A 22738-nucleotide genomic window follows, 5' to 3' on the forward strand; every position below is an offset into this window, starting at 1 on the left:
CAGGACGGCGCCGGCGCCGGGACGCGCCGCAGCCTCAGGCCGCGGTCGCGTGGTCGGACATCGGGAGCATCGGCGCGCCGCCCGGCAGCGGGGCGGGAACCGGCGCCAGATCGAGCCCCCTGGGGGCCTTGGCCAGGATCGCCGCGCGGGCCTCCTGCGTGACCTCCCACAGGCCCAGGCACAGCTTGCGCCGGCCCTCGCCCTGCTCGGCCAGGATCTCCGGCGGCCAGCCGGTAGCGCGGTAGATGCGCCGCATCGGGCTGTCGAACACCGCCACGAAGTTGGTCAGGCCGAAGCGCAACGCCACCTCGCAGCCCGCCAGCATCAGGGCCGTCGAAATGCGCGAGGCCGCCGCGGCGCCGCCGGTCAGGCGGGGCGAGACGCAGAAGCGGGTGCTCTCCCACACCAGGGGCGAGACGATCTCGCCGCCGAGCAGGTGCGAGAAATGCTCGTTGACCATGGTCGGCCCGGTGGTCGGCATCAGCCGGCCCGAGCCGCCGTGGGTGCCGTCGGGCAGTTCGTAGATGCAGTAGAGCGCCCGGTCGACGTCGTACTGGTCGCGCTCCCGCCCGGCGGCGTCCACGCTGACCGCCCAGTCGAGGCGGGAGCGGAACTGGCCCGCACGGTCGCGGAACATGGTGTCGGACAGGCGGGGGAAGGACGCGAGGTCCTTTCCGTAAACAAAACGGATCATGACGGCGCTCCTTGTCGGTATGCGCCAAGTATTTGCGTTAAATTTGCTAGTAAGTGGTTAAAACAATAAGGCAGCGCGCGCTGCTCAAGTATTCATCAAATCTTAACCGCCCCACTCTTGACGGCAAGCGCCACCGCATGCACCGCATTCAGCCCGCCCAGCTTGTGACGGGCGCTATCGAGGTAGACCCGCAGCGTGCTCTCGGAGATCTTCAGCCGGTGCGCCACCTGCGCGCGGGAGCGTCCCTCGGCCATCAGCGCCAGCGCGTCCCGCTCCCGCGGGGACAGGGCGGGGGGCGGCTGACGCTCGACCGCGCCGGTGATCTCCAGCGCCTGACGGTGGACGTGGTGGGCGATCAGCAACAGGTCCTGGGCGCTCTCGGCGAGTAGCAGGTTCCAGCGCCGCTCGGCGCATTGCTTCGAGACGGAGAACATGGCGAACTGGCCGTTGGGACCGTGGATCGGGATCGTGTAGCCGTGATTGCCGACCCGGAACTCGGTCGCCTCCGAGAGCAGGCGACGCACCGGGCGGCCGGACCAGTCCAGCGTCTGCCAGTCGATCGGGGCGAAGCCGCCGATCGCCGCGTTCACGACGGGGTCGTGATCGCGGTAGCGGACCTCCTCGTAGCGCTGGTGCCAGGCCTCGGGGTAGGTCATCGCCCCGAACTCCTCGCCGCCGCGCGGTCCGCCGAGATTCAGCGCGTAGTATATGCAGTTATCCAGATCGTAGGCGCGCCGCACCTGCCGCAGAAGCCGCGACATGTCGGGCTGCGTGTTCAGGGCAAGGATGCCCTCTACGATCTCGTTCAACCTGTCCGTCATGGGTTGGATGCCGCCCTCGCCTGGCCGGCTTCCGACAACGCGCCCCCGCGAGGCGCCTGGCGCAGGTTTCTGGCCTGCCGCGCCCCCCTCCTGCGGATCCGGAAGCGCGGCCAACCCCGCCGCCCTGTGCTCCTTGCGTCAGGGTAGCGCGGCGCGCACGGATCACAACCTAAAATTGCAATTGTCCACGCGGAACGGCCTCGCGCCCGGCCCCGGAGCGCGAGGTCGGCCGCCGGCGATCCCCGCGCCGGCGACCAGTATTAACGCCGCGGCGCAAGTAATGCGCGCGGCGCCCTGCGGCGGGCCTGCCCGCCCGCCGGAGGCTCAGACGGGGCTAAAAATTTTCTCGCCGCGCCCTTCCGTCATGGGTCCGAACAGGGGAATCGGGCCGTTCGACGCCTCGTGAAGCCGATTCGATTCGCCTTCGAGCGCCGAATCAGCCGCACGGAGCTCGGTCGCCGCGACCAGGATCGCGTCGTCCAGCTGCTCTGCGAGGCGCATGTGGTAGTTCCGAATCGCGTACTGCCTCAGATCCGCCAGCACATCGATGATCCAGTCCTGAGCCATGGTCCGTCCCCTTTTTTTCGGTCCCCGTTCAACGCCGCCCCTCCGGCTCCTTCAGAGCCATAGGAGCGGCGACGAGACCAAGGTGCCGTGATCGGGGACGCTGCGGCAGTCGCCAATTCCTCCTCCCCAGATATGGCGAGGGCGAGGGGCGCAGGTTGATGATTCCGTTGGGAAAATTTTCCGGGGGTTGAGCGAAGTTCGCGCCTGCCCGGGATTCGCTGCCGGCCGCCCCTGGCCGGTCACGGCGGCGGAGCCCCTCCGTGCAGGGAGAGGCCCCGCCCCGTGGTCGCCGCGCAGGCCGTCGTGCAGGACGGCTTGCGCGGGGACCGGCCTCCGCGTCCCTCCGCCGTGCAGGGCAAAGGGCGCGACGGCGATGTCCGAGGCCGAAACGTGCAGAACGGCGATCGGACGGGCGCCCGATCCGCCGGGGACATGGCGGGCGTCGGGCGGCTCCGATCCCTGGAGAGACCGGAGACGTGGGATCGCGGCGGCGGGATCGGCGCGCGTCGCGCCGGCCGGACCCCGCCCGAGGTCCGCGATCAATTCCTTGAAAGAATTGATATTTCATTGCCGGGAGGGCGCCGCCGAAGGAGTCGGCGGCCAGTCCCGGAGGCTCCCGGCCCGGCGCGAAGGTCACGCCGGAGCCGGAGGGTCTGAGCGCCGCGCAGATCGCGGCGCCGGTGTCGGAACCTTCGCGGTCTGGGGGGCCGCGATGGACGAAGCTCGGTCGACGCGCGCGTCTTCCGGGCGATCGACGGTTCTGTCCTCGGGCTCCCGTCGCGGCCTGGTCCCGGTGGGGCGGGTCGGCGCGGCTCGGTTCCCGCCCCGGTCCGCGGGCGCATGCCGTCGCGGACCGGGGGGACTGTCTTCCGTCGGGGTCGGGGTCAGGCGCCGATGGCGAACTCCACGACCTGGGCGGCCTCGGCGATCTGGTCGTGCTCCTCGACCTTGCGGGCCATGGCGTTGCGGACCTCCTCGGTGCACGGCCACAGACCGGCGCAGATCGCGCGGCGGTCCTCGCCCGACTTGCCCATCACGTCAGGCGTGAAGTCCAGGCCCTTGTAGACGCGCAGCATCGGCTCGTCGAAGACGCCGACGTAGAACTCGAGGCCGAAGCGCAGGCCCACGTCGATGCCCGCCAGCAGGAGCGAGCTGGTCACGTTCATCGCCTCGCGGCGGGATTTGACGCTGGGCGAGATGCACAGGCGGGTGATCTCCCAGATCGTGGGCGACTGGATCACGACGCCGTCGGTCAGGTGCGAGAAATGCTCGCCGATCATGGTGCGGCCGGTGGTGGGCATCAGTCGGCCCGACCCGGCGTGGGTCCCGTCGGGGCGCTCATAGATGATGTAGAGCGGCGCCAGAGCATCGTACTGGTCACGCTCCCAACCGTTTTCGTCAACGGTGACATCCCACTTCATACGGTCCCGAAATTGGGCCGAACGGTCGCGGAACATCTGGTCGACCAGCTGCGGATGCTTGTGAAGTTCGTGAGCGTAGACATAACGGATCATGAGTGGGGCACTCCTCGGGAAGACAGTGCCCAATGGATTGTCACCGACTACATGAATAGACGGTGAACAGATCTGACGATCTGCAAGAAACAATCAGATGTTGATGATGCCTGTTCTTACTGCAATTGCGACAGCATGGGGCATGTTCAGACCGCCAAGCTTGTTCCTGGCACTGTCTAAATAAACCCTAAGGGTGTTTTCAGATATCTTTAGGTTCTCCGCAATCTGATTACGGCTCATGCCGGACGAGATCATCGCCAGGGCGTCCCTTTCCCTGGGCGACAACGCGGCGAATTCCTGCTCGTTACGAACGTCAAAGATTTCAAGCACCTTCTGATGCATGAAATTCGCGACAAGCAGCCAGTCGCTCGCGGTCTCGGCGATGTAGCGTTCCCAGACGCGATCGGTGCACGTTTTGTTAATGGTCAGGACGGCGAACTGCCCGTTGGGTCCCCTCACGGGGACCGTGTAGCCCTGGTTTCCAACGCCGGCGTCAACTGCTTCGAGGATCAGCTTCCGACGTTTCTTGGGGCTCCAGTCGAGCCGCTTCCAGTCAAGCGGCGTGAAGCTCTGCACAGCTCCGACGACCGTGGGGTCCGCTTCCTTGTAGTTCTCCTCCAGGTATCTCTGAGACCAGTCCGCGCGATAGGTGATCTCGGCGAACTGATAATCCCCGAACGTGGCGCCTCCCCCGAACGAGACGACCACATACACGACGTGGTCGACGTCATAGACGTCTCGGACAAGATCGGCGAAAAGCCGGATGTCCTCAACTTTCCGGAACTCCGGAAGGCCCTCGATGATGGATTTTATTCGGTCAGTCATCCGCGGAGTCGGCCATTTCGGGCGTCAGGGCGCCGGTTGGGACGTTCGCCCGACCATAGCCGCGCCGTTCGCCGGACGCCATGGCATCCGTGCGGTGCGAGTCGACTCGCTCGCCGCCGGGCGATTCGCCCTCGGCAGGAAAGAGATGTCGGCCGGGACGCGTCCAATGGTTGCCGGAACCACGATACGCTTTCGCAGGGTCAGGAGCCCCCTGCGAGTGTCCGGCAAGAGAGACGCCACGCAGGACGCTTCCCGGCCGCAGTAAACTGATCCGGCTGCGCGCGCCGGCAGGCGACGGTCCCGTCATGGGGTTGACGGTCGCCGCCGGGGCTCGATGGAGCGGAACCTGGGCGCTGGGGATCGCCCGTGGTCCCTTCGCCGGCTGGGGAAGCCCGGCGTCCATCCTGACGGGGTGGGGTGCCCCCGTCTGCCCCTTGCCGGTCGCGGTAAGCTGTCCGGACCTGGCACACGTTTCTTGTTCGGTTCGAACCCTCTCATGGTTGCGCCATGTCACCCTTTCTAGGCGATCCGGGCGAAACCGAAATTCCCCCAAAATGGTGGGGGGCTGTTTTGCAAGTCATTGATTTTTAATGATGTGAACGGTATATGAAGTTAACGATCACGCCGAATCGCGTGAATCGCCCCTTGAATCACCCTCCGAACCCGCCGGGCGAGTCGCCCCGGACCGCCGCCGGCGCCCCCTTGCCACTCGCCCTCCGGCTGCGCCCGGGTCCCGAAACGCGACGCGCCCGGCGGAGGGGATCCGCCGGGCGCGCGCCGTCTGCAGGCCGCCCTGAGGGCGGGGCCGTTTCAGCCTCAGCTGCGCGAGGCTTCCAGCGCATCCTCGAAGGTGCGCAGGCCGGTGGTCCTGGCGCTGACCAGCACCGACATGTTGCCGGGCTTGTGCTCGTTGCGGAGCATCTTCATGTGCGCCTCGGGGATCTGGTCCCAGGGGAACACCTCGGACATGCACGGATCCAGCCGCCGCTCGACCATCAGCTTGTTCGCCGAGGAGGCCTGCTTGAGGTTGGCGAAGTGCGAGCCCTGGACGCGCTTCTGGTGCATCCAGAGATACCGGGCGTCCATGGTCAGGTTGTAACCGGTGGTGCCCGCGCAGATCACGACCATGCCGCCGCGCTTCACCACGAAGACCGAGGCCGGGAAGGTCGACTCGCCGGGGTGCTCGAACACCATGTCGACGTTGTTGCCCTTGCCGGTGATCTCCCAGATCGCGGCGCCGAACTTGCGCACCTCCTTGAACCACTCCTTGTATTCGGGAGAGTTCACGATCGGCATCTGGCCCCAGCAGTTGAAGTCCTTGCGGTTCAGCACGCCCTTGGCGCCGAGATCCATCACGAACTGCCGCTTGCTCTCATCCGAGATCACGCCGATGGCGTTGGCGCCGGCGGTGTTGATCAGCTGGATCGCGTAGGAGCCAAGGCCCCCAGAGGCGCCCCAGACCAGCACGTTGTCGCCGGGCTTAAGGATGTGGGGCCGGTGGCCGAACAGCATCCGGTAGGCGGTGGCCAGCGTCAGGGTGTAGCAGGCCGACTCCTCCCAGGTCAGGTGCTGGGGGCGCGGCATGAGCTGCTGGCTCTGCACCCGGGCGAACTGGGCGAAGGAGCCGTCGGGCGTCTCGTAGCCCCAGATGCGCTGGGTGGGCGAGAACATCGGGTCGCCGCCGTTGCACTCCTCGTCGTCGCCGTCATCCTGGTTGCAATGCACCACGACCTGGTCGCCGACCTTCCAGCGCTTCACCTTGTCGCCGACCGCCCAGACGATGCCCGAGGCGTCCGAGCCGGCGACGTGGAAGTCGGCCTTGTGCACGTCGAAGGGCGAGATCGGGGTGCCCAGCGCCGCCCAGACGCCGTTGTAGTTCACGCCCGCCGCCATCACGAAGATCAGCACTTCGTTGGAATCGAGCTTCGGCGTCTCCACCACCTCGCACTGCATGGCCGAGTCCGGCTCGCCATGACGCTCGCGCCGGATCGCCCAGGCGTACATATTGGCGGGCACGTGCCCGAGCGGCGGGATCTCCCCCACCTCGTAGAGGTCCTTAACCGGAGCCTCGTAGTTGGTGATCGTCTCGGGGGCGTCGAGCGGGGCCATGTGCGGTCTCCTTGGCGCTTGGCGAGCGGGGCGCGAAAAACAGTCGCGCAAGATTATTGCGGATTTCGGCCGCGGCGATGCATGACATTGCTCGCGCGTCTGCGCAACCCCCGCAATGCGGCGCAGGTGTGCGCCGCATCATTTTCGCCGAATCCGGACCTCTGGCGAGCGAATTCGCCTGACCGGCCGGCCGGTTCCGGCCCCAGGCGGTGCGCCGCTGGGTCGCTGGCCGACAGGATGCGCCGCGGGCCCGCGGGCGCCAGTATGCGGCGCCGCCGGGGCGCGGCGGATCGACCAACGCCGGGGGGATGCGCGATGCCGCGCCACGTCTACACGCTGCTGGTGGGATCGGAGCGCCGGGAGAGGATCTCGGAGCCCGGCTCGCTGGCCTTCCTCGACGACGGCGACACCGTGTTCCACACGATCACGCTCAAAGCCGGCGGCGGCTTCGGCCGCCTGCGCCAGGTGATCGGCCTGCTGCCGCGGCTGCGCCGCGCGGCGCTGGTGGTGACCACCGAGTACATCGTCGCCTGGTCCGTGGGTCTGATGTTCTGGCTGACGCGCGCCCCGGCGCGGCACGTGGTGGTCGGGCTGAACATCTCCGGCCGACCGATCCAGCCTCGGCGGCGCTGGATGCGCCGGCTGGCCAACCTCGCCTTCCGCCGGGTGGACCTGGCCATCGTCGCCTCCCGACCCGAAGCGCGGATCTTCCACGCGCTGCACGACATCCCGATGCGTCGCTTCGCCTTCGCGCTGTGGTCCTTCGACCTGCCCTCGGCCGAGGGCTCGGCCTTCGCGCGTCCCGCGCGCCCCTATTTCTGCCTGATCGGCCGCAACAACCGCGACCACGCGACCTTCTGCAAGGCGCTCGAGGGGCTGGAGGCCGACGGCGTCATCGTCGCCAGCGCGCCGCCCGCCTTCGATCCGCCGCCCAACGTGCGGGTGCTGACCAACATCTCCTTTGCGGACTGCATCGACTGCATCCGGGGCTCGGTCGCCAACGTGATCCTGGTCAACGACGCCAACCGGGGCGCCGGGCACATCACCATCGTCACCGCCATGCACTGCGGCCGCCCGCAGATCATCTCGGACGTCGACACCGCCTCGGACTATTTCATCGAGGGCGAGCATGTGCTGACCGTGCCGCTGGCCGATCCCGCGGCCTGCCGCGCCGCCATGGCCGGCCTGCTGGCGGACCCGGCCCGCGCCGACCGCATGGGCGCCGCCTCGGAGGCCTACGCCCTGCGCTGGCTGACCCACGACAGGCGCCTGCAGCGCCTCGAGGAGATCCAGCGGGCCTGGTGGACCGACGGCCGCTTCGACCCCATCGACCCCGACTGGGCCGCCGAGCGCGACGCCCCGCGCCAGCTCTAGCGCCCGTCCCCCGAACCGGGGGCGCGCGAACCCGCCCAAAATCTGCGCGACACTTTATTCTCAGGAAATCAACCCTTGCGCAATTTCATGTCGCATGACATTTCCGCGGCAGCGCAGCAAAATGCTCCGAATCCCTCGCCCGACCGGAGGCTCGACATGACCGCCAAGGACCGCCCCTGGATCTTCCGCACCTACGCGGGCCACTCCACGGCCGCCGCTTCCAACGCGCTCTACCGTTCGAACCTGGAGAAGGGTCAGACGGGGCTCTCGGTGGCCTTCGACCTGCCCACCCAGACCGGCTACGACAGCGACCATGCGCTCGCCCGCGGCGAGGTCGGCAAGGTCGGCGTGCCCGTCTCCCACATCGGCGACATGCGCGCCCTGTTCGACGCCATCCCGCTCGAGCAGATGAACACCTCGATGACGATCAACGCCACCGCGGCCTGGCTGCTGGCCCTCTACATCGCGGTGGCCGAGGAGCAGGGCGCCGACCCCGCCAAGCTGACCGGCACGGTGCAGAACGACATCATCAAGGAATACCTCTCGCGCGGGACCTACGTGTTCCCGCCCGCGCCCAGCCTGCGCCTGATCGGCGACATCGCCGCCTACACCTACCGCGAGGTTCCCAAGTGGAACCCGATGAACGTGTGCAGCTACCACCTGCAGGAGGCCGGCGCGACGCCGGCCCAGGAGCTGGCCTATGCGCTGGCCACCGGCATCGCCGTGCTCGACACCGTGAAGGCGCAGGGCGCCGTGCCGGACGAGGATTTCCCCCAGGTCGTCGGCCGCATCAGCTTCTTCGTCAACGCCGGCATCAAGTTCGTGGCCGAGATCTGCAAGATGCGCGCCTTCACCGATCTCTGGGACGAGATCTGCGCCGACCGCTATGGCGTGAAGGAGGAGAAGTTCCGCCGCTTCCGCTATGGCGTGCAGGTCAACAGCCTCGGCCTGACCGAGCAGCAGCCCGAAAACAACGTCTACCGCATCCTGCTCGAGATGCTGGCGGTGACGCTCTCGAAGAAGGCGCGCGCCCGCGCCGTGCAGCTTCCCGCCTGGAACGAGGCGCTGGGGCTCCCCCGCCCCTGGGACCAGCAGTGGTCCCTGCGCATGCAGCAGATCCTGGCCTATGAGACCGACCTGCTGGAATACGACGACCTCTTCGAGGGCAACCCCGCCGTGCAGGCCAAGGTCGACGAGCTCAAGGACCTCGCCCGCGCCGAGCTCGCCAAGATCGACGACATGGGCGGCGCCGTGCAGGCCATCGACTACATGAAGGCGCAGCTGGTCGAGGCCAACTCCGCCCGCCTGCGCGCCATCGAGTCGGGCGAAACCGCGGTGATCGGCGTCAACAAGTTCACCTCGACCGAGCCCTCGCCCCTGACCGCCAACGAGGGCGGCATCCTGGTCGTCGACAAGGGCGTCGAGGCCGGCCAGATCGAGGCGCTGCAGACCTGGCGCGAGGCCCGCGACCCCGCCGCGGTCGAGGCCGCGCTGGCCGAGCTGAAGGCCGCCGCCTCCGAGGGCCGCAACATCATGCCCCCCTCGATCGCCGCCGCGAAGGCCGGCGTCACCACCGGCGAGTGGGGCGCGGCCATGCGCGAGGTGTTCGGCGAGTACCGCGCCCCCACGGGCGTGGCCAAGGCCGCCGCCGACAACGTCCAGGGTCTCGATCAGGTGCGCGAGGCGGTCGAGGCCGTCTCCGCCCGCATGGGCCGCCGGATCAAGTTCCTGGTGGGCAAGCCGGGTCTCGACGGCCACTCCAACGGCGCCGAGCAGATCGCCGTGCGCGCCCGCGACTGCGGGATGGAGGTGGTCTACGAGGGCATCCGCCTGACCCCCGCCCAGATCGTCAACGCCGCGCTCGAGGAATCCGCCCACGTCGTCGGCCTCTCGATCCTCTCGGGCTCGCATCTCCCGCTGGTGATGGAGGTGGTCGACCGGATGAAGGCCGCGGGTCTCGACGACGTCCCCCTGGTGGTCGGCGGCATCATCCCCGAGGCCGACGCCGCCGAGCTCCGCGCCTACGGCGTCGCCCGCGTCTACACCCCCAAGGACTTCGAGCTGAACAAGATCATGACCGACATCGTCGATCTGGTCTCCGCCGAAAGCCTCGAGGCCGCGTAGGGCGCATTTCAATGCGCCTTTCCGTCGGCGCACAAAACCAGGTGACATGGCCCATGGGCCGGATATCCGCCGGCCCATGCCCCCGGGGGATCCGCCCCCGCGGTCACTCGGGGTCTGGCAACACCTCGAAATGCTCTTCGGCGCCATCCGTCATCGTTGGCGTTCGCTACTTTTTGTAAATGGAAAGCTTTCCGTTTCCGAGCCAAACCGCTGGGTACCAAGCGCCCTCGCGAAGCTTCACACGCACCAACGGCAGGTCCTCGATTTCGCCGTCGAACCTGCCGGGCGCCAGGTATCGCTCGAAGGGGGCGCTCAGGCCGACGCCGATACAGGTTACAAGCGTGACGTAACGCTCCGTGTCTGCCTGCAACAATGCTCGTGTCGGATGTAGTCCGGATCACCCAGGCGCAACCACAGACTGGCCACCGCACCGACGATCAAGAGCGCCAAAAGGCCGAGCGAAATCAGGACTGCCCGTGCCAGCCCCCACACGACGTCCCGAAGTTCAGCTATCGCCAGGTTGCCCGCATCGGCCCCGAGCTCGCCCTCAAAGGCGCGCCAGAAGCTCCGCCTTCTTGGCCGCGAACTCGTCCTCCGACAGCGCGCCCGCATCGCGCAGACTGGCCAGACGCCCGATGGTCTCGAGGATCTCGTCGGCCGACACGCGGGCCGGCGCGGACTCCGCGAAGCCCTGCGCGGGGGACGGCTCGGGCGGCTGGAACGGCTGGGGCTGGGGCTGGGGCTGCGGCGCCCAGGCCTGCGGCTCCGGCGTCGCCTGCCGCGCGGGTCCGGTGCCGTCGGCATAGGGGAAGGACGACAGCGGGAACTGCCCGAACTGGCTCGACACCGAGACCCCCAGGAAGGGATCCCCCGGCCCCGACTGCTGCTGGCTGAACCCGCCGATATTGTGCTCGCCGGTGTCGAGAAGCGCCACGGGCCGGCCGTCGCCGAAGTCGAAGGCGAGCCGCCGCGCCTGCGGGAAATAGGCGTAGCGCGCCTGGTTCTGACCGCCGCTCGAAGCCGGCTGACCCAGCCACTCCGGCCACCAGGCCCCGCCCATTCCGCCGCCCATGCCCATCGACTGCGGCCGCTCGAAGAACGGGACGCCGGCCATGGCGCTCGCCAGCTCGCCGCACAGGTTCGAGACGGTGGCCTGCAGACCATGGTTGAACATGTCGCCCACCATGGTCATCCCGCCGGCCATCCACTGGCCCGAGCCGCCCAGCTCCGGCACATTGAACTGCGCCATGCTACCGCCGCCGTTGGCGACCGCCCGGGCCATGTGCTCGACGGCGGCCTCAGACAGGCCGTAGCGGCGCGACAGATCGCTGATGGCGGCTCTGCCGGCGGCGGTCAGGTTCGACATCGGAACGTCCTCATGGCGTGGCGTCGCGGCAATGCGACAAACGCCCTGCTCGGGGATGCGCCGCAGCGAGTCAAGCCGACGGCGCCGAACGCCCGTCGGAGTCTCCCCCGCAGGCGTCCTCCCGCAACATCCAGACCCTCCCCACGCCGCCGGGAGGCGGGCGGCCGGGCGGGCGACGGCGGGGCGCAGCCCCGGCGAGTCCCGTCCTGGCCGCCGCGTTCAAAGCTTGCGCACCGCCCCCTGCGCCGCCGAGGTGGTCAGCGCCGCATAGGCCTTCAGCGCGGTCGAGACCTTGCGCTTGCGCGGCCTGGCGGGCGCCCAGCCGGTCGCCTCCTTCGCCGCGCGCCGCTCGGCCAGCGCCGCGTCGTCCACCGCCAGCCGGATCGAGCGGTTGGGGATGTCGATCTCGATCAGATCCCCTTCCTCGACCAGCCCGATGGCCCCGCCCTCGGCCGCCTCCGGCGAGACATGCCCGATCGACAGCCCCGAGGACCCGCCCGAGAACCGCCCGTCCGTCACCAGCGCGCAGGCCTTCCCGAGCCCCTTCGATTTCAGGTAGCTGGTGGGATACAGCATCTCCTGCATCCCCGGCCCGCCCCGCGGCCCCTCGTAGCGGATCAGCACCACGTCGCCGGGATGCACCTTGCCCGTCAGGATCGCCGAGACTGAGTCGTCCTGGCTCTCGAAGATCCGCGCGGGGCCGGAGAATTTCAGAATGCTCTCGTCCACGCCCGCCGTCTTCACGATGCAGCCGTCCTCGGCGAGGTTGCCGTAGAGCACCGCCAGCCCCCCGTCCTTCGAGAAGGCGTGATCGGCGCTGCGGATCACCCCGCCCTTGCGATCCAGATCCACGTCGTCCCAGCGCCGCTCCTGGCTGAACGCAGTCTGTGTCGGCACCCCGCCCGGCGCCGCCCGATAGAAATCGTGCACCGCCTCGGACTTGGTCCGCCCCACGTCCCAGCGCTCCAGCGCCTCGGCCATCGAGGCCGAGTGCACGGTCGGCGAAGAGGCGTCGATCAGCCCCGCCTTCTCCAGCTCTCCCAGGATCGACATGATGCCGCCGGCGCGGTGCACGTCCTCCATGTGGACGTCGCTCTTGGCCGGCGCGACCTTGCACAGCACCGGCACCCGGCGCGACAGCCGGTCGATATCGGCCATGGTGAAGTCCACCTCGCCTTCGTGCGCGGCGGCCAGCAGGTGCAGCACCGTGTTGGTCGACCCGCCCATGGCGATGTCCAGCGTCATGGCATTCTCGAACGCCGCGAAATTTGCGATCGAGCGCGGCAGCACGCTGGCGTCGTCGCCCTCGTAGCAGCGCTTGGCCAGGTCCACGATCAGGTGCCCCGCCTCGACGAACAGCCGCCGCCGGTCGGCGTGGGTGGCCAGCGTCGAGCCGTTGCCCGGCAGCGACAGCCCCAGCGCCTCGGTCAGGCAGTTCATCGAGTTCGCGGTGAACATGCCCGAGCACGACCCGCAGGTCGGGCAGGCCGAACGCTCGATCGTGGCCACGTCTTCCTCGGAGTAGGACTCGTCGGCCGCCGCGACCATGGCGTCGACCAGGTCCAGCGCCTGGGTCTTGCCGTTCAGCACGACCTTGCCGGCCTCCATCGGCCCGCCCGAGACGAAGACCACCGGGATGTTCAGCCGCAGCGCGGCCATCAGCATGCCGGGGGTGATCTTGTCGCAATTCGAGATGCAGACCATGGCGTCCGCGCAATGCGCGTTGACCATGTATTCCACGCTGTCGGCGATCAGCTCGCGCGAGGGCAGGGAATAGAGCATCCCGTCGTGGCCCATGGCGATGCCGTCGTCCACGGCGATGGTGTTGAATTCCTTGGCGACCCCGCCTGCCGCCTCGACCTCGCGCGCGACCAGCTGGCCGAGATCCTTGAGATGCACGTGCCCCGGCACGAACTGGGTGAAGGAGTTCACGATGGCGATGATCGGCTTGCCGAAATCGTCGTCCTTCATCCCCGTGGCGCGCCAGAGGCCGCGCGCCCCGGCCATGTTGCGTCCATGGGTCGTCGTGCGGGAGCGGTAGACGGGCATTCGATCATCCTCGTTGCAGACCGCGACGTCCTAGCGCGCCGCGACCCCGAGGCCAAGCCCGGGAGTCGCACAAGCGTCCCCCCAGCCCCTTTTCTCGCAACTTTGTTTCGCCGACGCCCGCCCGGGAGGCGCATTGAAATGCGCCCTACGCCGCCGCGCGCTCCAGCGAGGGATATCGCAGGAACAGGGTGACGCCGCGGGCCACGAAGAACACCATCAGCGCCGCCCACAGCCCATGCGTGCCCATCAGCGCCGTCAGCACCCACCAGGCCGCGAGATACATCGCCAGCGACCAGGCCATGGCGTTGCGCATGTCGCGCGATCGGGTGGCGCCGATGAAGATCCCGTCCAGCATGAAGGCCGGCAGGCCCACCACAGGGGCCAGGGCGCACCAGGGCAGGAACTCGCGCGCGGCCTCGCGGACCTCCGGCGAGGTGGTCATCAGGTCGATCACCGCCCCGCCCGCCAGCCAGAACGAGGCCGCCAGCGCCACGACGCAGCCCAGCCCCCAGGCCGAGCTCATCACCGCCGCCCGCCGCAGCTCTCCCGCCCGGCGGGCGCCGAAAGCTCCGCCGACCAGCGCCTCGGCGGCGAAGGCGAAACCGTCCAGCGCGAAGGCCGAGATCTCGAGGAACTGCATCAGCACCTGATTGGCCGCCAGCGCCACGTCGCCATGGTCGGCCGAGCGAAACATGAAGAAGGCGAAGCCGAACTGCAGCATCAGCGAACGCAGCAGGATGTCGCCGTTCACCTGCGCCATCCGCTTCAGGCGGACGGGATCGAAGACCCGCGCGACATCCTTCCATTGATCGCCGGCGAAAGCCTCGCGGCACATCCACAGGCCCAGGCTCGCGCCGGTGATCTCCGCGATAAGGGTGGCGATGGCGACGCCCTCGACTCCCCATCCCAGTCCGAGCACGAACCACAGGTCCAGCACCATGTTGACCGCGTTCATCACCAGCTGCAGGACCATCACCCCGCGGGTGCGCTCCATCGCGATCAGCCAGCCGTTCAGCGCGAAGGTGGCGATGGCGAAAGGCGCCCCCCAGACCCGGATCGCGAGATACTCGCGCGCCATCGTCTCGACCTCGGCCGAGGCCGGCGACATCTGGAACGCGAGCCAGAAGACCGGGACCTGGAAGACGATGAAGAACGCCCCGGCGGTCCCCGCGATCATCAGCGCCCGCATCAGCAGGGCCCCGGTCTCGGCCACATCGCCCGCGCCGCGGGCCTGGGCCACCAGCCCGGTGGTCCCCATCCGCAGGAAGCCGAAGATCCAGTAGACGAAGGCGAGGATGATCGCCCCCATCCCTACCGCCCCGATCGGCTGGGGCAGGCCCAGCTGTCCGACCACGCCGGTGTCCACCGCGCCCAGAATCGGCACGGTGGCGTTCGAGACCATGATCGGGATCGCGATGCGCAGCACCCGCCGGTGGGTCAGCGGCGCGGCCGCCTCGGCCGCCGCCGCCATCTCAGCCCTCCGGCATCAGGAAGTGGCCGACCGCCGAGACGAAGGGCTTCGAGCGCTCCTCCTGCCAGGCCTCGACCGAGACCGAGGCGTAGCGCCGCCCGGCCCGCCGGATCGTGGCCCGGGCGTAGCTGTCGCGCGCCCCGCCTGCGCGCATGTAGTCGAGGCTGAAGTCGATGGTCTTGGGCAGGGTCGGATACTCGCCCCGCTCGATGGCCGCGGCGGGCTCTCCGCCGGCCTCCATCATCTCCCATACGCGGGTCCAGCCCAGCGTCACCTGCGCGGTGATCTCGAGGAAGGCCCCGGTGGCGCCGCCGTGCAGCGCGCCCAGGACCGGGTTGCCGATCAATTTTTCCTGGAAGGCCAGCTTGCCGGTCAGCTCGTCGCCCAGCCGCTCGAAGCCGACGCCCAGCTCGTTGACGAAGGGGACCGCGTGGCTCAGCCCCGCCAGCGCCGCGTCGCGCCGGGCCTCGACCACATGCGCCGGTTCGCGCCTGCCCGCCATCACGCGCCCTCCTTCTTGGGCTGATCCTTGGGCCGGGGCCGCTCGATGGTGAAGCTGCCCGTGGCGGTGGCCACCGGCTCGGGCCGGGCGCCGTCATGGGCCTCGACCCGCACGAAGGCCACATGGCGGGTGGCGCGGTGACACTCGGCGGTGGCGATCACGTCGCGCCCCGGCTCGGCGCCGCGCATGTAGTCGATGCGCAGGCTGATGGTGGCCGTGGCGATCGCGCCGGTGGGATGGGACATCACCGCCGCCCCGCCGCAGGCGTCCAGCAGGGCGGTCAGCACGCCGCCATGCAGGACGCCCGTGGAGGGGTCTCCCACCCAGCGGGAATCATAAGGCAGCCTCAGCTGCGCGCGGGCCGGCTCGATATGCTCCAGCGTGATGCCCAGTTCGGCGTTCCAGCGCACCTGCGCCATGAAATGCCGCCCCAACTCCAGCTTTTGGGCCTCGGACATGCCTGAAACGTCGGGTCTTTCGGTCATCCGATCGGTCATCCGGGTCCGGGCCTCCCCCAAGGTGCGGCGGTTGCGCGCGTCGCGGTTGCATCGCAACAAGGCGTAACGATCTAGCCCGAGCCGACGCAGCGGTAAATGGCGCCGCTGCGGCGCCCGGACGCGGCGTCCGTAGGCCATCTTGCAAAAGAATGGCAACCTTATTACGTCAGCGTCAACTCGAGCCATCCCGGGCTTTGCCGGCGTCCCTGTGCCGAGGCGCGTCGTGTCGAGTGGAGAGAAAACGTGAGCGAAGAAACCTACACCACGATATCCGAAATGTGCGCCGAGTTCGGCGTCACCCCCCGCACGCTGCGCTTCTATGAGTACAAGGAGCTGCTTCAGCCCAAGCGCGAGGGCCAGAAGCGCCTGTTCACCAAGCGCGACAAGGGCCGTCTCAAGCTGATCCTCCAGGGCAAGCGCTTCGGCTTCTCGCTGGACGAGATCCGTGAGCTGCTGGACCTGTATTACATCGGCGACCAGCGCGTGACCCAGGTGGCCCGCACCTACGAGCGCGCCGAGATCCGTCTCGCCGCGATGAAGGAGCAGCGCGCCGAGCTCGACTCCGCCATCTCCGACCTCGAGGCCGAGATGGACAAGTCGCGCCACTACCTGGCCGAGCACGGCGCCCGCGAGGCCGCCGAGTAAGCCGTTCCGCATCGGCGGACGATATCAGGCCCGGGGGCGCGTCCCCCGGGTCTTTTTTTGTCCTCGGCCTGGCGCAGCGCCTCGCCGAAGCGGCGGTCGCCCTCGACGCCCCTGCGAGCGGAAACGGTGGCGGCCTGGGCTGCGGCCGGCCATACTCGGGGGGGCGGCTGGGAGATCTTCGACGGCCGCCGGTTCGCGGACAGGAGACAAGCATCATGACCGAGAAGGTCAAAGGCCCCGCATCCTATTTCCCCTCGATCGAAGCGAAATACGGCCGCCCGATCGCGGAGTGGAAGGACCTGATCCGCTCCCGCCCCGACCTGAAGCATATGGAGCTGGTCGCCTGGCTGAAGCAGGATCATGGGCTGGGCCACGGACACGCCAACGCCCTGGTCGCCGATACGCTGAAAGGCAAGTGATCGCAGAGGCCTGACGACGGGCAAGCGAGCGCCCCCCCGGATCCGTTGCCGGCGGCCTCGCGCGCCGAGCCCTCGTCCCCGAGCTCCGCTTCCGGACCCCGCGCCGCACCCGCTGACGCCACGATCCCCCTTTACGCGCACGTCAACTTCCCCCATATCCCTCGCGAAGGGGCCCCTCTCGGCCCTATATGGTTTTCGGACGATGGCGCAGACGCGCCGCGCTCGCCCTTGGGAGGACGATCGAATGCCCACCTACACGCCGCCGCTCCGCGACATGGCCTTCGTGCTGCATGAGACGCTGAAGGTGCAGGACCAGCCCGTCGAAGGCTACTCCGAGCTCGACGCCGACTTCACCGCCGCCATCCTCGAGGAGGCGGGCAAGATCGCCCGCGACGTGCTCGCGCCCGTCAACCTCTCGGGCGACCGGCAGGGCTGCACGCTCGAGAACGGCGTCGTCCGCGCGCCCGATGGCTTCAAGGAGGCCTTCGATACGCTGCGCGAGGGCGGCTGGACGGGGCTCGACTGCGATCCCGAGTACGGCGGCCAGGGCATGCCCTATGTGCTCGCCACCGCGGTCGGCGAGATGCACTGCGCCGCGAACATGGCGCTGATGATGTATCCGGGCCTGACCCACGGCGCCTATTCGGCGATCCACGCCCACGGCTCGGACGAGCAGAAGCAGACCTATCTGCCGAAGATGGTGACCGGCGAGTGGACCGGCACCATGAACCTGACCGAGCCCCACTGCGGCACCGACCTCGGCCTGCTGCGCACCAAGGCCGAGCCGCAGGACGACGGGTCCTACAAGATCTCCGGCCAGAAGATCTTCATCTCGGCCGGCGAGCACGACATGGCCGACAACATCGTCCACCTGGTGCTGGCCAAGATCCCCGGGGGCCCCGAGGGCGTGAAGGGCATCAGCCTGTTCATCGTGCCCAAGTTCATGGTCAACGAGGACGGGACCTTGGGCGAGCGCAACGGGGTGGCCTGCGGCAACCTCGAAGAGAAGATGGGCATCCACGGCAACGCCACCTGCGTGATGAACTACGACGAGGCGACCGGCTTCCTGGTGGGCGAGGCGCACAAGGGCCTGCGCGCCATGTTCACGATGATGAACGAGGCCCGCATCGGCGTCGGCCTGCAGGGCCTCAGCCAGGCCGTCGTCGCCTACCAGAACGCGGTGGAATACGCCCAGGACCGCATCCAGGGCCGCGCCGTCACCGGCCCTGCCGCGCCCGAGAAGGCCGCCGACCCTATCATCGTGCACCCCGACGTGCGCCGGATGCTGATGGACCAGAAAGCCTTCGTCGAGGGCGGCCGGATGTTCGTCCTGTGGGCCGCCAACCTGATCGACCGCTCGCACCGCGCGGGGGATGCGGAGGCCGAGGGGCTGGTCTCGCTGATGACCCCCGTCGTGAAGGGTTTCCTGACCGACAAGGGCTACGCCTGCGCCACCCAGGCCCAGCAGGTCTACGGCGGGCATGGCTACATCGAGGAATGGGGCATGTCGCAGTTCGTGCGCGACGCCCGCATCGCCATGATCTACGAGGGCGCGAACGGCATCCAGGCGCTGGACCTGGTGGGCCGCAAGCTGGCCGCGAACGGCGGCAAGCCCGCCATGGCCTTCTTCGAGATGGTGAAGAGCTTCTGCAAGGCCGAGGAAGGCAACGAGGAGCTGAAGAAGGACTTCCTCGACCCGCTCAAGGCGGCGTCGAAGGATCTTCAGGCGGCGGCGATGTTCTTCATGCAGAACGGCATGAAGAACCCCAACGCGGCGCTGGCGGGGTCGACCGACTTCATGCACCTGTTCGGCCACGTCTGCCTCGGCTTCGCCTGGGCGCAGATGGCCAAGGCCTCGCATGAGGCGCTGGCGGCGGGCGCCTCGGACGAGGACTTCTACCGCAACAAGATCCGCACCGGGCGCTACTACATGTCCCGCCTGCTGCCGGAGACCGGCCTGCACCTCGCCCGCATCCAGTCCGGCCCCGAGCCGGTGATGGACCTCGCCGCCGAGGCGTTCTGATCTCCCGCCGAGGGGCGCTTGACGTCAAGCGCCCCTCGGCCAAGCATCCCCGCGCCCCGACCCGGCCGACCGGCCGGTCGGCAACGACGATGCGGGACCAAAGGGAGACCCGAATGACCGCCCCCATGCTGAAATCCGCCTGGATGACCGAAGAGCACGAGATGCTCGAGGACATGACCGAGCGCTACGCGGCCGACCGCTGGACCCCCAACCTCGCCCGCTGGCGCGAGCAGGGGATGATCGACCGCGAGGCCTGGAACGAGGCGGGCGAGGCCGGGCTGCTGCTCGCCTCGATCCCCGAGGAATACGGCGGCGCCGGCGGCGACTTCGGGCACGAGGCGGTGATCCACATGGTCGCCGCCAAGCGGAATTTCTCGAGCTGGGGCATCGGCGTCCACTCGGCCATCGTCGCCCACTACCTGCTGACCTACGGCTCCGAGGAGCAGAAGGCCAAGTGGCTGCCGAAGATGGCCTCGGGCGAGATGGTGGCCGCCATCGGGATGACCGAGCCGGGCACCGGCTCCGACCTCCAGCGCATCCGCACCCGGGCCGACAAGGACGGGAACGGGTATAAAATCAACGGCTCCAAGACCTTCATCACCAACGGCCAGCACGCCGACCTGATCCTGCTGGCCTGCAAGACCGATCCCAGCCAGGGCGCCAAGGGCGTCAGCCTGATCGTGGTGGAGACGCAAGGCGCCGAGGGCTTCCGCCGGGGCCGCAACCTCGACAAGGCCGGGATGCACGCCGCCGACACCTCGGAGCTGTTCTTCGACGACGTCTCGGTGCCGCCCGAGAACCTGCTGGGCGGGCAGGAGGGCCGCGGCTTCTACCAGATGATGGAGCAGCTGCCCCAGGAGCGCCTGTCGATCGGCGCCACCGCCATCGGCGCCATCGAGGGCGCCGTGGAGCTCGCCATCGCCTACGCCAAGGAGCGCGAGGCCTTCGGCCGGCCGATCATCAAGAACCAGGCGCTCGCCCACAAGCTGGCCGAGTGCAAGACCGAGGCCGTGGTCGCCCGCGCCTTCTTCGACAGCTGCACGGTGGCGCATCTGAACGGCGCCCTGACCGTCGAGGCGGCGGCGATGCAGAAATACTGGCTGACCGATCTGCAGGGGAAGGTGATCGACGCCTGCCAGCAGGTCTTCGGCGGCTACGGCTACATGATGGAATATCCCATCGCCGAGATGTGGCAGGACGCCCGCGTCCAGCGGATCTACGGCGGCACCAACGAAATCATGAAGGAGCTGATCTCGCGGTCCCTCTAAGGTTCCGCGCACGACCGCTTCGCGACCCCTGGGCCAACCGGGGGCGCCTTTCCACAGGAAGGAATTCCAAATGCCCGCCTACAAGCTCACCTGCTTCGGCCAGTCCGGCAACGCCTTCAAGCCCGCGCTCTACCTCGCCCTCTCGGGGACGGAGTGGGAGCCGGTGTTCATCAACTTCTTCAAGGGCGAGCAGAAGTCCGACGAATACCTCGCCAAGAACGACCAGGCGCAGGTGCCGATCCTGGAGCATGGAGACGTGACCATCGCCCAGTCGGCGGTGATCCTCGACTACCTCGCCAAGCAGATCGGCCAGTTCGACGGCAAGGACGAGGCCGAGCGGCGCGAGATCTGGAAATGGGTGATGTGGGACAACTACTCCTTCACCTCGATGTTCGCGCCCTATCGGTTCTTCGCGAACTTCGTGCCGGAAGAGAAACGCGACCCCGGCGCCATGGCCTTCATGGACATGCGCATGAAGAACGCCCTCAAGACCTTCGAGTCCCACATGCAGGGGCGCGAGTGGGTGGCGCTGGATCGCCCGACGCTCGCCGACATCTCCATCGCCGGCTACTGCTATTACGGCGAGGAGGTCCCCTTCGACTTCGCCGACTACCCGGCGGTCGCCGCCTGGAAGGACCGGCTCGCGGCCCTTCCCGGCTTCGTTCCCCCTTACGAGCTGATGCCCACCAAGGGCTGAGCTCCCGGCCGCGCGCCCCCCGGCGCGCGGCCCGCTCCACCCCCCCTCAAGCGGACGACAGGCCGCGAAAGGACCCCACGATGACCGAAGCCTATATCTACGACGCCGTGCGCACGCCGCGAGGCAAGGGCCGCAAGGACGGCGCCCTGCACGAGGTCACCTCGGTGCGCCTCTCCGCCGAGACGCTCAACGAGCTGAAGCGGCGCAACGACCTCGACACCACGCTGGTCGAGGACGTGATCTGGGGCAACGTCACCCAGGTGATGGAGCAGGGGGCCTGCCTCGCCCGCTCCGCGGTCCTTTACGCCGGCTGGGACGAGCGGACGCCGGGCCTCGCCATCAACCGCTTCTGCGCCTCGGGCATGGAGGCGGTGAACCTCGCCGCCAACCAGGTGAAGGGCGGCGCGGGCGACCTCTACGTGGCCGGCGGCGTCGAGATGATGTCCCGCGTGCCGATGGGCTCGGATGGGGCGGCCATCGCGGCGGATCCGACGCTGGCCATGCAGTCCTATTTCGTGCCCCAGGGCATCGGCGCGGACATCATCGCCACGAAATACGGCTTCTCGCGCGACGACGTCGACGCCTACGCGGTCGAGTCCCAGAAGCGCGCCGCCCAGGCGATGGCCGAGGGGCGCTTCGACAAGTCCGTGATGACGGTGCGCGACCAGAACGGCCTGCCGATCCTCTCGAAGGACGAATACCCCCGCCCCGGCACCGACATGCAGTCGCTGGGGGCCCTGCGCGCGGCTTTCGAGGCGATGGGCACGATGATGCCCGGCTTCGACAACGTCGCGAAGCTGAAATACCCCGAGCTGGAGCGCATCGAGCACGTCCACCACGCCGGCAACTCCTCGGGCATCGTCGACGGCGCCACGGCCGTCCTGATCGGCTCGAAGGAGGCCGGCGAGAAGCTGGGGCTGAAGCCGCGCGCGAAGATCCGCACGGGGGTGAAGGTCGGCTCCGATCCCACGATCATGCTCACCGGGCCGGTGCCGGCGACCGAGAAGGCGCTGGCGGCAGCGGGGATGTCGATCTCCGACATCGACCTCTTCGAGGTGAACGAGGCCTTCGCCTCGGTGGTGCTGCGCTTCATGCAGGCCTTCGACGTCGACCACTCCAAGGTCAACGTCAACGGCGGCGCCATCGCGCTGGGCCACCCGCTGGGGGCCACCGGGGCGATGATCATCGGAACCGCGCTGGACGAGCTGGAACGCACCGGCCAGGGCACGGCGCTCGCCACCCTCTGCGTCGCGTCGGGCATGGGCGCCGCCACGATCATCGAGCGGGTCTGAGCCCATGCCGAAGGTCGACCTCTCCGCCATCCCCGAGCGCATCGGCTCGGACTACCCCCCGCCGCATGACGTCGAGGTGGGAACCCGTCGGCAGCGCGCCGTGGGCGTGGCGGGCGGGCTGACCCAGTTCGGCGTACAGCACGTGACCCTGCCGCCCGGCGCCCTCTCCAGCCTCCGCCACTGGCACGAGGAGCAGGACGAGTTCGCCGTGGTGCTCAGCGGCCACCCCACCCTGATCGAGGACGAGGGCGAGACCGAGCACGCCCCCGGCGACTGCCTCTGCTGGCCCAGGGGCCGGGAGAACGGGCACCACCTGATCAACCGCACCGACGCCCCGGCCGTGTTCCTCGCGGTCGGCACGCGCACCCCGACCGAGGTCTGCTGGTACTCCGACCACGACCTGGTGGTGCGCGACGTCGCGGACGTCGGCGACTTCACCCGCAAGGACGGCCGCCCGCTGGGCGCGCCCGAGGGAGACTGA

Annotated in this window: 20 protein-coding genes; 9 read left to right on the forward strand and 11 right to left on the reverse strand. The window is 68.6% G+C overall.

Annotation, left to right across the window (positions count from 1 at the left end; translation table 11 throughout):
• Positions 1 to 34: 34 nt before the first annotated feature.
• From AAC134_RS00350 to ccrA, 6 genes are all read right to left on the reverse strand, one after another.
• Positions 35 to 694: an acyl-homoserine-lactone synthase gene (locus AAC134_RS00350; RefSeq protein ID WP_339947047.1), complete on the reverse strand. Its 660-nt coding sequence runs from the start codon at positions 692 to 694 to the stop codon at positions 35 to 37.
• 95 nt (positions 695 to 789) lie between these two features.
• A complete protein-coding gene (locus tag AAC134_RS00355; protein WP_339947048.1) occupies positions 790 to 1503 on the reverse strand; it encodes an autoinducer binding domain-containing protein in 714 nt (237 codons plus the stop codon).
• Between the two features lie 336 nt (positions 1504 to 1839).
• A complete protein-coding gene (locus AAC134_RS00360) occupies positions 1840 to 2082 on the reverse strand; it encodes a hypothetical protein (protein ID WP_339947049.1) in 243 nt (80 codons plus the stop codon).
• An 884-nt stretch (positions 2083 to 2966) separates the two neighbouring features.
• On the reverse strand, positions 2967 to 3596 hold the full coding sequence (locus AAC134_RS00365; RefSeq protein ID WP_339947050.1) for an acyl-homoserine-lactone synthase: 630 nt from the start codon (positions 3594 to 3596) through the stop codon (positions 2967 to 2969).
• A 93-nt stretch (positions 3597 to 3689) separates the two neighbouring features.
• Positions 3690 to 4421 (reverse strand): LuxR family transcriptional regulator, encoded by a 732-nt coding sequence (locus AAC134_RS00370; RefSeq protein WP_092859660.1) that lies wholly within the window; start codon positions 4419 to 4421, stop codon positions 3690 to 3692.
• Between the two features lie 816 nt (positions 4422 to 5237).
• Positions 5238 to 6530: a crotonyl-CoA carboxylase/reductase gene (gene ccrA, locus AAC134_RS00375; RefSeq protein ID WP_339947051.1), complete on the reverse strand. Its 1293-nt coding sequence runs from the start codon at positions 6528 to 6530 to the stop codon at positions 5238 to 5240.
• A gap of 315 nt (positions 6531 to 6845) precedes the next feature.
• Here ccrA and AAC134_RS00380 point away from each other — a divergent pair, with 315 nt between their 5' ends.
• Positions 6846 to 7904 (forward strand): glycosyltransferase, encoded by a 1059-nt coding sequence (locus AAC134_RS00380; RefSeq protein ID WP_339947052.1) that lies wholly within the window; start codon positions 6846 to 6848, stop codon positions 7902 to 7904.
• A gap of 156 nt (positions 7905 to 8060) precedes the next feature.
• Positions 8061 to 10028: a protein meaA gene (locus AAC134_RS00385; protein WP_339947053.1), complete on the forward strand. Its 1968-nt coding sequence runs from the start codon at positions 8061 to 8063 to the stop codon at positions 10026 to 10028.
• 547 nt (positions 10029 to 10575) lie between these two features.
• Here the strand turns inward: AAC134_RS00385 and AAC134_RS00390 are convergent.
• The 5 genes from AAC134_RS00390 to AAC134_RS00410 all read right to left on the reverse strand — a co-directional run bounded on the left by AAC134_RS00390 (position 10576) and on the right by AAC134_RS00410 (position 15901).
• On the reverse strand, positions 10576 to 11394 hold the full coding sequence (locus AAC134_RS00390; protein ID WP_339947054.1) for an SHOCT domain-containing protein: 819 nt from the start codon (positions 11392 to 11394) through the stop codon (positions 10576 to 10578).
• A gap of 219 nt (positions 11395 to 11613) precedes the next feature.
• On the reverse strand, positions 11614 to 13443 hold the full coding sequence (gene ilvD, locus AAC134_RS00395; RefSeq protein ID WP_339947055.1) for a dihydroxy-acid dehydratase: 1830 nt from the start codon (positions 13441 to 13443) through the stop codon (positions 11614 to 11616).
• Positions 13444 to 13588: 145 nt separating this feature from the next.
• A complete protein-coding gene (locus AAC134_RS00400; protein WP_339947056.1) occupies positions 13589 to 14914 on the reverse strand; it encodes an MATE family efflux transporter in 1326 nt (441 codons plus the stop codon).
• Position 14915: 1 nt separating this feature from the next.
• Complete coding sequence (locus tag AAC134_RS00405; protein ID WP_339947057.1) at positions 14916 to 15416, reverse strand: PaaI family thioesterase; 501 nt, start codon at positions 15414 to 15416, stop codon at positions 14916 to 14918.
• On the reverse strand, positions 15416 to 15901 hold the full coding sequence (locus AAC134_RS00410; protein ID WP_339947058.1) for a PaaI family thioesterase: 486 nt from the start codon (positions 15899 to 15901) through the stop codon (positions 15416 to 15418). Before AAC134_RS00410 ends, AAC134_RS00405 begins: the two co-directional genes overlap by 1 nt.
• A gap of 255 nt (positions 15902 to 16156) precedes the next feature.
• On the opposite strand from AAC134_RS00410, the gene AAC134_RS00415 reads away from it, so the two are divergent.
• The 7 genes from AAC134_RS00415 to AAC134_RS00445 all read left to right on the forward strand — a co-directional run bounded on the left by AAC134_RS00415 (position 16157) and on the right by AAC134_RS00445 (position 22738).
• The gene (locus AAC134_RS00415; protein ID WP_339947059.1) at positions 16157 to 16558 is read left to right on the forward strand and encodes a MerR family DNA-binding transcriptional regulator; all 402 of its coding nucleotides are present in this window, start codon (positions 16157 to 16159) and stop codon (positions 16556 to 16558) included.
• Positions 16559 to 16773: 215 nt separating this feature from the next.
• Positions 16774 to 16977, forward strand: coding sequence for a DUF4287 domain-containing protein (locus AAC134_RS00420; protein ID WP_339947060.1), 204 nt, complete (start codon positions 16774 to 16776; stop codon positions 16975 to 16977).
• 244 nt (positions 16978 to 17221) lie between these two features.
• Entirely contained in the window at positions 17222 to 19000 is a 1779-nt protein-coding gene (locus AAC134_RS00425; protein WP_339947061.1) for an acyl-CoA dehydrogenase C-terminal domain-containing protein, read from the forward strand.
• 113 nt (positions 19001 to 19113) lie between these two features.
• Positions 19114 to 20268, forward strand: a complete 1155-nt coding sequence (locus AAC134_RS00430) for an acyl-CoA dehydrogenase family protein (RefSeq protein ID WP_339947062.1) — start codon at positions 19114 to 19116, stop codon at positions 20266 to 20268.
• Positions 20269 to 20338: 70 nt separating this feature from the next.
• Positions 20339 to 20965, forward strand: coding sequence for a glutathione S-transferase family protein (locus AAC134_RS00435; RefSeq protein WP_339947063.1), 627 nt, complete (start codon positions 20339 to 20341; stop codon positions 20963 to 20965).
• A gap of 80 nt (positions 20966 to 21045) precedes the next feature.
• Complete coding sequence (locus tag AAC134_RS00440) at positions 21046 to 22257, forward strand: acetyl-CoA C-acetyltransferase (protein ID WP_339947064.1); 1212 nt, start codon at positions 21046 to 21048, stop codon at positions 22255 to 22257.
• Between the two features lie 4 nt (positions 22258 to 22261).
• Positions 22262 to 22738 (forward strand): cupin domain-containing protein, encoded by a 477-nt coding sequence (locus AAC134_RS00445; protein WP_339947065.1) that lies wholly within the window; start codon positions 22262 to 22264, stop codon positions 22736 to 22738.

The sequence above is a fragment of the uncultured Albimonas sp. genome, assembly GCF_963977235.1.
Taxonomy (GTDB): domain Bacteria; phylum Pseudomonadota; class Alphaproteobacteria; order Rhodobacterales; family Rhodobacteraceae; genus Albimonas.

Bases quoted from the DNA above. Each gene is read 5' to 3' on its own strand.
- AAC134_RS00350 (WP_339947047.1), bottom strand. From the start codon at position 694: ATGATCCGTTTTGTTTACGGAAAGGACCTCGCGTCCTTCCCCCGCCTG.
- AAC134_RS00360 (WP_339947049.1), bottom strand. From the start codon at position 2,082: ATGGCTCAGGACTGGATCATCGATGTGCTGGCGGATCTGAGGCAGTAC.
- AAC134_RS00365 (WP_339947050.1), bottom strand. From the start codon at position 3,596: ATGATCCGTTATGTCTACGCTCACGAACTTCACAAGCATCCGCAGCTG.
- AAC134_RS00370 (WP_092859660.1), bottom strand. From the start codon at position 4,421: ATGACTGACCGAATAAAATCCATCATCGAGGGCCTTCCGGAGTTCCGG.
- ccrA (WP_339947051.1), bottom strand. From the start codon at position 6,530: ATGGCCCCGCTCGACGCCCCCGAGACGATCACCAACTACGAGGCTCCG.
- AAC134_RS00380 (WP_339947052.1), top strand. From the start codon at position 6,846: ATGCCGCGCCACGTCTACACGCTGCTGGTGGGATCGGAGCGCCGGGAG.
- AAC134_RS00385 (WP_339947053.1), top strand. From the start codon at position 8,061: ATGACCGCCAAGGACCGCCCCTGGATCTTCCGCACCTACGCGGGCCAC.
- AAC134_RS00390 (WP_339947054.1), bottom strand. From the start codon at position 11,394: ATGTCGAACCTGACCGCCGCCGGCAGAGCCGCCATCAGCGATCTGTCG.
- ilvD (WP_339947055.1), bottom strand. From the start codon at position 13,443: ATGCCCGTCTACCGCTCCCGCACGACGACCCATGGACGCAACATGGCC.
- AAC134_RS00400 (WP_339947056.1), bottom strand. From the start codon at position 14,914: ATGGCGGCGGCGGCCGAGGCGGCCGCGCCGCTGACCCACCGGCGGGTG.
- AAC134_RS00405 (WP_339947057.1), bottom strand. From the start codon at position 15,416: ATGGCGGGCAGGCGCGAACCGGCGCATGTGGTCGAGGCCCGGCGCGAC.
- AAC134_RS00410 (WP_339947058.1), bottom strand. From the start codon at position 15,901: ATGACCGAAAGACCCGACGTTTCAGGCATGTCCGAGGCCCAAAAGCTG.
- AAC134_RS00420 (WP_339947060.1), top strand. From the start codon at position 16,774: ATGACCGAGAAGGTCAAAGGCCCCGCATCCTATTTCCCCTCGATCGAA.
- AAC134_RS00425 (WP_339947061.1), top strand. From the start codon at position 17,222: ATGCCCACCTACACGCCGCCGCTCCGCGACATGGCCTTCGTGCTGCAT.
- AAC134_RS00430 (WP_339947062.1), top strand. From the start codon at position 19,114: ATGACCGCCCCCATGCTGAAATCCGCCTGGATGACCGAAGAGCACGAG.
- AAC134_RS00435 (WP_339947063.1), top strand. From the start codon at position 20,339: ATGCCCGCCTACAAGCTCACCTGCTTCGGCCAGTCCGGCAACGCCTTC.
- AAC134_RS00440 (WP_339947064.1), top strand. From the start codon at position 21,046: ATGACCGAAGCCTATATCTACGACGCCGTGCGCACGCCGCGAGGCAAG.
- AAC134_RS00445 (WP_339947065.1), top strand. From the start codon at position 22,262: ATGCCGAAGGTCGACCTCTCCGCCATCCCCGAGCGCATCGGCTCGGAC.